Here is an 11,734-nt window from a genome sequence, read left to right on the forward strand (position 1 = left end):
CAACTTTCTGGAATTCCTTCCTGTTTTAAGGTTTAATCTCCAAATTCTAACAGTTGCGTATATATGCATATAGAAAAGATATACGCAACTCCCCCCTGTATTCCCCCCAAACCAAAAAAAGCCGACTCTCGCCGGCTTTTTCTATTCTATATGAATTCTTAGATTCAATTATATATTCTCACTCTTAAGAGAAGCAGAGAAATACTCTCTGTTCATTCGGGCTATATTGGTCAAGCTGATGCCTTTAGGACATTCTGCTTCGCAGGCACCCGTATTGGTGCAAGCCCCAAAACCTTCTTCATCCATCTGGGCTACCATTTTCTCTGCTCTAGACATTCTTTCTACTTGTCCTTGTGGTAACAATGCCAACTGCGAGATTTTCGCAGAGGTGAAAAGCATTGCAGAAGCATTCTTACATGCAGCTACACAAGCTCCACAGCCTATGCATGTCGCCGAATCAAATGCTTCATCAGCAATTCTCTTTGGAATAGGTATCTCGTTTGCGTCAGGGACGCCACCTGTATTCACAGATACATAACCACCTGCCTGGATAATTCTATCAAATGCTCCCCGGTCAACGACCAAATCTTTCACGACTGGGAAAGCTGCAGCTCTCCACGGCTCAATCGTGATGGTATCTCCATCAGAGAAGGAACGCATGTGAAGTTGACAGGTCGTAGTCTGCTGAGGACCATGTGGATGGCCATTGATATAAAGTGAGCACATACCGCAAATACCTTCGCGGCAATCATGATCAAAGTGAACTGGATCGTCTCCTTTTATTGCAAGTTCTTCATTCAAGACATCCATCATTTCTAGGAATGACATGTCTGTGGAAATACCATCTATAGGATAGGTGACAAAACCGCCTTTATCGCTGGCGTTTTTCTGTCTCCATATTTTTAATGTCAGTTTCATAATTAATAGCTATGAATTAAGTCTTGAATTTATTTGTAAGATCTCTGAGTCAGCTTCACGTTTTCGAAAACCAACGGCTCTTTGTGCAATGTTTCAGGAGCATTCTCTGCCATAAACTCCCAAGCAGCCACGTATGCATAGTTTTCGTCATCTCTGAGTGCCTCTCCTTCTGGAGTTTGAGATTCTGTCCTAAAGTGTCCGCCACAAGACTCGTTTCTATTCAATGCGTCGTCCACCATCAATTCTCCAAGCTCTATGAAATCAGCTACTCGGCTTGCTTTTTCCAACGTCTGGTTCAATTCTTCATTTGCCCCAAGAACTTTTACATCTGACCAGAATTCTTTTTTAAGCTCCTGAATCATTCCTTTGGCCTTCGTCAATCCTTCCTCATTTCTAGCCATTCCACAGTTATTCCACATGATGAGTCCAAGCTTTTTATGGAAATAATCAACCGTTTTAGTACCGTTGATACTCAACAACTTTTGGATAGCATCCTTCACTCCTTTTTCTGCTTTCGCAAATTCCGGATGATTGGTATCTACCGGGCTTGGCCCTATTTGTGCCAAGTAATCACCGATAGTGTATGGAACTACGAAATACCCGTCTGCCAATCCTTGCATCAAAGCGGAAGCTCCCAATCTGTTTGCTCCATGATCCGAGAAGTTCGCCTCTCCCAGAGAATAAAGCCCAGGAACAGTTGTTGACAAGTTATAATCAACCCAAAGCCCACCCATAGTGTAGTGCACCGCTGGATAAATCTTCATTGGAGTCTGGTAAGGATTCTCACCGGTGATCTGCTGATACATGTCAAACAAATTACCGTATTTAGCGCGGATCGCAGCCTCGCTGTCGCGGTTGATTGCATCACGAAAATCAAGGAACACAGCTTCTCCGGTTTCATTTACTCCCAGCCCTTCATCACAAACTTCCTTAGCATTTCTTGAGGCTACATCACGGGGAACAAGGTTACCAAAAGATGGATACTTTCTCTCCAAGTAATAGTCTCTGTCCTCTTCCTTGATATCTTTTGCCTTGATTTCTCCTTTGCGAAGCTTCGCAGCAATCTCTTTTGTTTTTGGAACCCAAACTCTACCGTCGTTTCTCAGTGACTCAGACATCAAAGTCAATTTGGACTGATGATCTCCGGATACCGGAATACAAGTAGGGTGAATCTGTGTGTAGCAAGGATTAGCGAAATAAGCACCTTTCTTGTGCGCTCTCCAAGCCGCAGTCACATTCGATCCCATCGCATTGGTAGAAAGGAAAAATACGTTTCCGTAGCCACCAGTACAAAGTAGTACTGCATGAGCAGCGTGAGTTTCTATAGCTCCGGTGATCAGGTTTCTAGTCACAATACCTCTGGCATGGCCGTCGATAGTCACGACGTCCATCATTTCGGTACGAGGATAAAGTTTCACTTTACCATTTGCCACCTGACGACTTAATGCAGAATAAGCTCCTAATAGCAATTGCTGCCCAGTTTGGCCTCTAGCGTAGAAAGTTCTCGAAACCTGCGCTCCACCAAATGAGCGATTGGCAAGCAATCCGCCATATTCTCTGGCAAAAGGAACACCCTGAGCCACGCACTGGTCAATAATATTTACTGAAACTTCTGCCAGACGGTAAACATTGGACTCACGAGAGCGGTAATCACCACCTTTGATGGTATCGTAGAAAAGTCTGTAAACCGAGTCACCATCATTCTGGTAGTTTTTAGCAGCGTTGATTCCTCCTTGCGCAGCGATAGAGTGTGCTCGGCGTGGACTATCTTGAAAGCAAAATGCTTTCACTTTATAGCCCAATTCTGCCAATGAAGCAGCGGCAGAAGCTCCGGCAAGACCAGTTCCCACTACAATTACCTCGTATTTCCTTTTGTTTGCCGGGTTGACCAGCTTACTGTTAAACTTATGTTTAGTCCACTTTTCGGCTAAAGGGCCTATTGGGGATTTTGAATCTAGTATCATAGGGGACTATTGATTAGCTCTGTGTGAAATAGATATAAACTGGTATGCTGGCAAAAAGAACCGGAACCAGGATGCAATAGACTTTGCCGATCACCGCTATAGCTGGAGAATATTTCTGATGGTTCAATCCCAATGTCTGAAATGCACTGGCAAAGCCATGAGAAAGGTGAAATGCCAAGAATGCCATCGCTACTACGTATCCGATCACCATCAGCTCATTCTGAAATGCAAACGTCACGATCTTAAACAAATTCTTGTATTCTTCGCCGCCATAAGTCACAATAGGAAGATCTCCCCAGTGCATCTGAGCCCAAAAGCTCTGCATGTGAACCACGATGAAGATCAAAATGATAGTTCCCAAGATCCCCATGTTACGGGATGAAACCGTGGTAGAAGGAGGAGTAGAGACGCCATATCCAATGGGACGAGCAGCTTTGTTTCTCTTCGAAAGCCAAATAGAAAATATCACGTGACCAATGATAGAAATATAAGTCAAGTAAGAGAGAAGCTTTACTGCGGGATTAGTGGTCATGAATTTGGCATAAATATTAAATGCCTCTCCCCCATCATTTTTGAACAACAGTAAATTACCCGATACGTGGCCCGTCAAAAACAGGATCAGGAAAAGTCCGGTCAATGCCATGATCAATTTCCTGCCTATTGTGCTACTCAAGGTTTTTGTAACCCAGCTCATACAATTTTTGTGATTAGATTAAAACGAAATCTTTGATTAATAGTGCCAAATTTACATTTGGAACAAGTAGCAAACAATCCATTCAAAAACACTTCCCTTATTTTAATCAGTTCTAAATAGATCCTGCTTCTGGACGAATTTGCTGCGTTCATAACTATAAGAACAGATTTAATGTTTGATTTTGCGCGGATTTTCTACGTACTTCCGTTTATTTCGTATAGGAAGAAAATGTAAGCTAAAACCTTAAAACAGGATAAATTCGTACATTCTATTTCTCCTTACTAATGAACTTGACCAATATGAAGCTGAAAATCACTCTAGGACTTTTTCTATTCTTGCTGATTGCAGGAATCTCTCAAGCTTGGGCTACACACATTAGGGCCGGTGAAATCATCGCCGAGCGGGTTTCTGTTCAAAACCTGACCTATAAAATCACAGTGGTAGGGTACACCGATACGCGTTCAAATGTGATTTTTGGCCCCGGGGAAATCAATTTTGGAGATGGTAGAATCGTAGATGGTCTGAATACTGAGAGTGATTTTAATACCGTAGAAAACCTGGGAAACCAGATTGAGAAGAACACTTTTGTCATCACACACACCTTTCAAGGGCCAGGCACGTACACGATCCGTTTTCAGGAATTCAACCGAAACGACCGGACGCTGAATATGGACAATTCGGTAGATACACCCTTTTATGTAGAAACTACCATTACGATAGATCCATTTGTAGGGGTAAACAACTCTCCAGTACTGACTATTCCACCAGTTGACAATGGAGCCGTAAACGTGCGATACATTCACAATCCTGGCGCTTATGATCCTGATGGCGATAGCTTGGCTTATGTGATGGACATCCCTAAGCAGCAGTTCCAACGTCCGGTTAATAACTATAGAAGCCCTGCTTCTGCAGAATTCAGTTTCAGCCAGGAAGATGGTACTACCCCGGCATTTCTAACTTTAAATCCACTTACCGGAGATTTGATCTGGGATGCTCCAGGGACTGCCGGACAATTCAACGTAGCATTTAGAATTAATGAATACCGAAAACTTAATGGCAAATGGGAACTAATTGGCAGCGTGGTCAGAGACATGCAAATCATCATTGAAAACTCAAATAATAGAAGACCCGAGTTGATTTTGCCACCAGATCTTTGTGTGATAGCAGGAACAAAAATAGAAGAAATCATCCAAGGCCAAGATCCAGATGGTGATCCTATCAAAATCGAAGTCTTTGGCGAACCTATAGAAATAACCACCTCTCCAGCCACATATTCCCCGGAGAGTGAATATCAGCCAACCCCAGGCATTGTCAACTTCAACTGGCAAACCGTCTGCAATCATGTGAGAGCTAGAGAATATGAAGTGAGAGTAAGGATCACCGACCAACCAAGCTCAGGACCTGCTTTGGTAGATATCAAAACTTGGAGAATCAAGGTAGTTGGACCTCCTCCTATCTTCGATCAGATAGAACAAATGCCAGGTAGAACAGTGGAATTGAATTGGGATCCATACGTTTGCGGTAACTCCGCTAGTGAAATGCAGATTTGGAGAAGGATCAATTCTGACCCGTATCAGCCCGATAGTTGCGAGACAGGAATCCGAGCAGGCTATGAGTTGATCGGAACTACCACCATGCAGACTATGGATTTTCTCGACACAAATGGTGGAGAAGGTTTAGCTCCGGGAAACACCTATTGCTATAGACTGGTAGCCGCCTATCCTAATCCGAGAGCCGGGGAAAGCATAGTATCTGAGGAGATTTGTGTCACCATCGATGTGGATGTACCTATCATTACCAATGTAAGTATAGAGCAGACAGACCTAACAGCAGGGGAGATTTTTGTAAAATGGACACCGCCCTATGATATAGACAAAGTGCAGTTTCCTGGCCCATACAGCTACGAATTATTGCGAAGCACTGGCTTCACTGGTGATGCAGGACAAGTGTCTTTGGGGGTTACTTCAGACACCCTATTCACCGACACAGGATTGAATACAAGAAATGTTGTTTACAATTATGAAGTGGTTTTACTTGACAGAAACACAAAAATAGACACCTCTTCCAAAGCATCTTCTGTCTGGACAGACCTCACGATTATCAATGAGGCGATTGAGGTGAATTGGCAATTTACCGTACCATGGAACAATTCTGTGAGCCAATACAAACACGAAGTCTATAGAAACAGAACCGATGCTGTAGCCGCAGACGAGACTACTTTTGTGAAAATCGCTGAAGTCGATGTAACCACTGAAGGCTTCAGCTATTTGGACGATGGCAGCTTCAATGGTGTACCACTTGAAAAAGAAATAGAATACTGCTACTATGTGATTACTAAAGGTTCCTACAACGTAGCAGGACTTGTATATCCTTTGGAAAACAAATCTCAAATCGTCTGTGCTAAGCCTGATGATAATCGCTTGCCTTGCCCTCCTGTGTTGACATTCGAAGGACCGGAATGCTCTGCCTATCTTGCGGAGCTCCCTTGCAGCAATTCTACTTATGAGCATGACTTAAGCTGGACTCCAGACTTTACAGGAGAATGCGATGACGAATTGAGTGGGTATAAATTATACTATACCTCTGAGGGAGAGGAAAGTCAGTTTGAATTGATTGCAACGCTTTCATCACTGAATCTTTCCACAATTATTCGTGATCTGACCACCTATCGTGGATGTTATTACATTACAGCCATTGACAGATCTGGCAATGAATCTGAGCCTAGCAATATTGTCTGTGTGGACAATTGCCCAAGCTACAATCTGCCGAATGCATTTACTCCAAATGGTGATGGTATCAATGAGACTTTTATGGCCTTTGACAATCCATTTGTGCAATGTCCAAGATTTGTACTCGGAGTTGACATCTTTATCGTCAATCGATGGGGAGTAGAGGTATTCTCCTACAATAGCCTTGAATCCGCAGAAAACGACATCTACATCCGATGGGATGGAAGAGACAAAAACGGAAACGACTTGCCGGCTGGCACCTATTATTACTCTGGCAATGTAGTATTCGACGTACTCGATCCAGCTCAAAAGGAACGAAGCCTGAAGGGAACGATTCAACTTCTTAGATGACACATCTAAAATCCATCATTTTCTTTGATGGGGTTTGCAACCTCTGTAATGCTTCCATTGATTTTGTGATCCAAAGAGATAAAAATGATCACTTCTTAGTGGGAGCGTTGCAGGAGGATTTAAGCAAAAAGGTTCTCTCTCTATTTGAGGTAAGAGAAAATTACCTGGATTCACTTGTTCTATTGGAAAAAGGGGAAATCTATTACAAAAGTACCGCTGCACTAAAAATAGCCAGAAACTTATCCGGGCTTTCGCCAGCTCTATACCCACTTATTTTCCTGCCAAAATTCCTTCGGGATCCTATCTACAATTGGATCGGTAGTAACCGCTACCGCTGGTTTGGTAAGAAAAATACCTGCCGACTCCCAACTCCAGCCGAAAGAGCAAAGTTTCTCTCAAAAGAAACCGTTTCCCAAACAGGCATAAAGCTTCCTTCCTAACACCTTACCTAGAAGCCGACTTTAGGAAAAGGCTTATATTTGCCTTGAACAAAACAACACTAGTTAATGAAGGCATTTGTTTTCCCGGGCCAAGGCGCCCAATTCCCAGGAATGGGAAAAGCACTTTATGAAGAAAATCCTCAAGCAAAGGAATTATTTGAGAGAGCAAATGAAATCTTAGGTTTCAGGATCACCGACATCATGTTTGAAGGAAGCGCTGAGGAGCTGAAGCAGACCAATGTAACGCAGCCTGCTGTATTTCTTCATTCGGTGATTTTGGCGAAAACAACACCTGATTTCGCGCCAGACATGGTCGCAGGTCATTCTCTTGGGGAGCTTTCTGCTTTGGTTGCCAATGGTACTCTTGCCTTTGAAGATGGCCTTAAACTGGTATATCAGCGAGCACTTGCTATGCAAGAAGCCTGTGAGATCAACCCATCAACTATGGCCGCAATCTTGGGACTTTCTGATGAGAAAGTGGAAGAAATTTGCGCATCTATCACAGATGAAATAGTGGTTCCTGCCAACTATAACTGTCCTGGCCAATTGGTGATTTCTGGTTCAAATAAAGGAATTGAGATCGCATGCGAAAAGATGAAAGAGGCTGGTGCCAAGCGTGCGCTGCCTCTTCCTGTAGGAGGAGCGTTTCACTCTCTACTAATGGAGCCAGCTCGCGAAAAATTACAGACCGCCATCGAAGCAACTACCTTCCAAGAGCCCAGCTGCCCAATTTACCAAAATGTGAGTACGACCGCTGTGACGGATGTAGCAGAAATAAAAGCTAATTTGATCGCACAACTCACTGCTCCGGTTAAATGGACTCAATCTGTTCAAAACATGGTTGCTGATGGAGCCGCAGAGTTTGTAGAATGTGGGCCAGGAAAAGTTCTCCAGGGCTTAGTCAAAAAAATACATCCTGAAGCTGAAGTGTCAGGTCTATAAATACGAAACCCGCTCTCAGAAGCGGGTTTTGTTTTGGATGCATATTTTACCGATGTGGTCACAGAGCTTTACACAGAGAGCGCAGCTAGATAATTCAGTTTCCAATCCTAAAAGAGCTGAAAGACCTAGATACCCAAGCCCCGCTCGNTCACAGAGCTTTACACAGAGAGCGCAGCTAGATAATTCAGTTTCCAATCCTAAAAGAGCTGAAAGACCTAGATACCCAAGCCCCGCTCGATAGGCCGGGGTAATAGCTCAGAAAGAGCGAAATGTCAAGCTGATTTTAGCTTATGATTCCATTAATCCACTGATATAGGCACACACCTGCAGTATCCTATAAGAGTGAGAATATACTTCTGAAATATTTCCCCTTTATCAACTCTTTTTTATTGTTTATCAATAAATTTTAATTGATATTTATGCCATATAATAAAACTGGCTAACTCATGGAAATCAAAATCACAACAAATCATACCTTGCTGGTATTGCAGCTTCTCTCTTGGATCATATTTATCGGACTATGTATTGATGCCGGTGGCATCATCGTCCACACAATCATCACGCTGTTCATTAATCATGGAGGTGTGAAGAATTTCTGGGAAGGAGCTGATTATCTTTCCAGTATCTATGACTTTGACAAAGGCTATTTCATAGTAATCACATTGGTGATGAGCATTGTAGCAATACTTAAATCAACGATGTTTTACCTTATCGTGAAATTATTCTCAGAAAAAACGCTGGACTTCCAAAAGCCATTCAGTATGGAATTAAGAGGCTTTATTTTAAATCTATCTTATTTGTCTTTAGGAATTGGTTTGTTTTCACATGCAGGTTTTAAATATTCAGATTGGCTCACTGCTCAGGGACTGTCACCATCAGCAGACATGAATTCCCTGCATATTTCCGGAAGTGATGTTTGGATTTTCATTGCAGTCATTCTCATGGTCATCGCGCAGATCGTAAAAAGAGGGGTTGAGATTCAATCTGAAAACGACCTTACCGTCTAGCTATGCCCATAATTGTAAACTTGGATGTAATGATGGCTAAGCGAAAAATGTCATTGAATGAGCTTTCAGAAAAAGTAGGGTTAACGCTATCGAATCTCTCAATTCTAAAAACAGGGAAAGCAAAAGCTATCCGTTTTAGTACATTGGAAGCAATTTGCGAGGTATTGAATTGTCAGCCAGGAGACATCTTGGAATTCGAAAATGAATAATTCCGATTATTGTATTGATAAGACAGCTGTGCAAAAGCCAGGAAGATAACCATACCTTCTACTAAGAAGATTCACTCACCTCACTCCTATCGTCACATTCGGCCAACATCTCCAAGCTACTTTTCCCAAAGACAGAATGCCTGAAGTCAGGCAAAATTTCCGCAAGCGGGACTAGAACAAATTTCCGCTCTGCTAAAAAAGGATGAGGAATTCTAAGTTCAGGAGTATCAATTATACTGTCTCCAAAATAAATAATATCAATATCCATCGTCCTATCTCCCCAGTGCTCCTCCCTTTTTCTTCCTAGGTCTGTTTCGATTTTTTGTGTAAAAGCTAAGAGTTCAGCAGGCGAGAATTTCGTTTTGATTTCAAGAACTTGATTCAAAAAAGGCCCTTTGGCCACACCTCCCCATGCTTCTGTCTCATAAATCTTTGACTTCAATGTCACTTGCCCTAATTCCGAAACAGCCTCCACAGCTAATTTTAAAAGGCTAATTCGATCACCCCTATTTCCTCCCAAAATCAATACTGCTTTCTCAAACATTTTCAGCTTATAATTGCTTTTGTAAACATGCCTCAAATTAAGTTATTTTGCGGCTTCAAATAATTTAGCTTATGAAATTCTTAGGAAATGTACTGGCGGTGATCGTCGGTCTTTTTGTTTTCAGCATACTGAGTGTACTTCTTATGTTTGGCTTGATCGGCATTCTTGCCGCTTCAGGAAACGAAGAAGTAAAAGTGAGTGAAAACTCAGTATTGCACTTAGATCTCAACGGTAGAACTATCGTGGAGCGCACATCTGAAGATGATTTGGATCTTTCTAGGTTTGGAAACCCCTTCGGGCAGGAATTCAATGCCGGTCTCATCAACCTCAAAAAAGCCATTGGCGAGGCAAAAACCAACGAAAATATCAAAGGCATCTACCTAAATACAGGACTGGTGTTTGCCGGACAAGCGAGCTTGCATGAACTCCGTGAGGCGCTGCTAGACTTCAAAACTTCAGGCAAATTCATCGTAGCTTACGACGAAGCCTATACAGAAGGAGGCTATTTCATTGCCTCAGTTGCAGATGAGATTTATCTGAATCCCTTAGGAGGTATAGAATTCAACGGATTTTCTTCTGAGGGTATTTTCTTCAAAGGTCTCTTTGAGAAAGTCGGCGTGAAACCTGAAATTTTCCGCGTAGGTGAATTCAAATCTGCCGTAGAGCCTTTTATCCTAGAAAAAAATAGCCCTGAAGCTAGATTACAAACCCAGTCATTTTTGGATGATATGAATCAGTTTGCACTGCATGGCGTCTCTGAATCAAGAGGAATAGCCTATGACAGTTTGAAGAAAATCAATGAACTGATGTTAGTTCGCAAGCCACAAGACGCAGTGAGCTATGGCTTGGCTACAGAACTGCTTTATTTGGATCAGGTGCTGTCCAAACTCAAAGATAAGCTTGGAATCGATCAGGATGACGATATTAAAACCATCAATGTGACTGACCTCAACAAAACAGTAAAATCTAAAAACATCACTTCCTCAAATAGAATAGCCGTGATCATCGCAGAAGGTGAGATAGTTGGTGGTGATGCAGATGGGGTGATCAGTTCAGAAAAGTTTGCAAAAGAAATAAGAAAGGCACGTAAAGATGACAACATCAAAGCGATCATACTTCGTGTGAATTCTCCAGGAGGATCTGTAGTCGCTTCTGAGGTGATCTGGAGAGAAATGTCCGAAGCACAAAAAGTAAAGCCGGTATATGTGTCCATGGGCGAAGTAGCGGCCTCTGGAGGGTATTATATTTCCGCTCCTGCTGATACTATCGTTGCACAGCCGAATACCATCACAGGTTCAATCGGGATTTTCGGCTTGATGTTCAATGCTCAGGAATTATTGAATGACCACTTAGGTATCACTATCGATGTGGTAAAAACAGGTGAGCTTTCTGACTTTATGAATGTAACCAGACCAATGACTGATGTGGAGCGATCCATCATCCAAAACACCGTAGAAGATGGCTATGAAACTTTTATAGCCAGAGTGTCTGAAGGTAGAGAAATGAGTACTGAAGCGGTAAAGGAAGTTGCTTCTGGTAGAGTTTGGACTGGAAACCAAGCCAAAGAAAGAGGCTTAGTTGATGTATTGGGCGGATTGAATACGACCATTGAAATCGCTGCAGCTAGAATTGGTGCAGAAGATGACTATCGAGTAGTCTATTATCCTACCAAAAAACCATGGTTTGAAACTATCATGGAGGACTTCGGGAAAAGCGTCCAAATCAAACTAATTCAGAGTGAATTGGGATCAAATTACTATATCTACAAACAGGTAGAAAAACTAAAATCCTATGAAGGGGTGCAAGTGCGAATGCCACAGGAAATCATTATAAAGTAAGGAAAGGAAAGCGGCTCAGGCCGCTTTTTTTATTTATATCCCTTGAAGCAATATCAGCCACGCCCTATCGACATCATCTTCATCCAGCGCTTCTTTGG

At 42.5% G+C, this 11,734-nt stretch carries 10 protein-coding genes; 6 read left to right on the forward strand and 4 right to left on the reverse strand.

Translation table 11 applies throughout. From position 1 onward, the window contains the following. Nucleotides 1-168 precede the first annotated feature (168 nt). The 3 genes from U3A58_RS21175 to U3A58_RS21185 are packed head-to-tail and all read right to left on the reverse strand — an operon-like array spanning nt 169 to nt 3,576. Nucleotides 169-918: a succinate dehydrogenase/fumarate reductase iron-sulfur subunit gene (locus U3A58_RS21175; RefSeq protein ID WP_323826395.1), complete on the reverse strand. Its 750-nt coding sequence runs from the start codon at nt 916-918 to the stop codon at nt 169-171. Between the two features lie 29 nt (nt 919-947). Continuing rightward, nucleotides 948-2,882, reverse strand: coding sequence for a fumarate reductase/succinate dehydrogenase flavoprotein subunit (locus U3A58_RS21180; RefSeq protein WP_323826396.1), 1,935 nt, complete (start codon nt 2,880-2,882; stop codon nt 948-950). Between the two features lie 13 nt (nt 2,883-2,895). Next, nucleotides 2,896-3,576, reverse strand: a complete 681-nt coding sequence (locus U3A58_RS21185; protein WP_323826397.1) for a succinate dehydrogenase cytochrome b subunit — start codon at nt 3,574-3,576, stop codon at nt 2,896-2,898. 299 nt (nt 3,577-3,875) lie between these two features. Between U3A58_RS21185 and U3A58_RS21190 the strand changes: the two genes are divergently transcribed. The 5 genes from U3A58_RS21190 to U3A58_RS21210 all read left to right on the forward strand — a co-directional run bounded on the left by U3A58_RS21190 (nt 3,876) and on the right by U3A58_RS21210 (nt 9,254). Next, nucleotides 3,876-6,656 (forward strand): T9SS type B sorting domain-containing protein, encoded by a 2,781-nt coding sequence (locus U3A58_RS21190; protein ID WP_323826398.1) that lies wholly within the window; start codon nt 3,876-3,878, stop codon nt 6,654-6,656. Next, complete coding sequence (locus U3A58_RS21195) at nt 6,653-7,096, forward strand: thiol-disulfide oxidoreductase DCC family protein (RefSeq protein WP_323826399.1); 444 nt, start codon at nt 6,653-6,655, stop codon at nt 7,094-7,096. The genes U3A58_RS21190 and U3A58_RS21195 overlap by 4 nt, the downstream gene beginning before the upstream one ends. 66 nt (nt 7,097-7,162) lie before the next feature. Then, nucleotides 7,163-8,038: an ACP S-malonyltransferase gene (gene fabD, locus U3A58_RS21200; RefSeq protein ID WP_323826400.1), complete on the forward strand. Its 876-nt coding sequence runs from the start codon at nt 7,163-7,165 to the stop codon at nt 8,036-8,038. 446 nt (nt 8,039-8,484) lie between these two features. Next, a complete protein-coding gene (locus U3A58_RS21205; protein WP_323826401.1) occupies nt 8,485-9,045 on the forward strand; it encodes a DUF2975 domain-containing protein in 561 nt (186 codons plus the stop codon). Nucleotides 9,046-9,047: 2 nt separating this feature from the next. Beyond that, a complete protein-coding gene (locus U3A58_RS21210; protein ID WP_323826402.1) occupies nt 9,048-9,254 on the forward strand; it encodes a helix-turn-helix domain-containing protein in 207 nt (68 codons plus the stop codon). A 61-nt stretch (nt 9,255-9,315) separates the two neighbouring features. Here U3A58_RS21210 and folK read toward each other — a convergent pair whose 3' ends face one another. Further along, nucleotides 9,316-9,798, reverse strand: coding sequence for a 2-amino-4-hydroxy-6-hydroxymethyldihydropteridine diphosphokinase (gene folK, locus U3A58_RS21215; RefSeq protein WP_323826403.1), 483 nt, complete (start codon nt 9,796-9,798; stop codon nt 9,316-9,318). Nucleotides 9,799-9,869: 71 nt separating this feature from the next. On the opposite strand from folK, the gene sppA reads away from it, so the two are divergent. Then, nucleotides 9,870-11,636, forward strand: a complete 1,767-nt coding sequence (gene sppA / locus U3A58_RS21220; protein WP_323826404.1) for a signal peptide peptidase SppA — start codon at nt 9,870-9,872, stop codon at nt 11,634-11,636. Nucleotides 11,637-11,734: the final 98 nt, after the last annotated feature.

Origin of the sequence: Algoriphagus persicinus (assembly GCF_035156415.1) — a bacterium.
In the GTDB taxonomy this organism is placed as follows: Bacteria; Bacteroidota; Bacteroidia; order Cytophagales; family Cyclobacteriaceae; genus Algoriphagus; species Algoriphagus persicinus.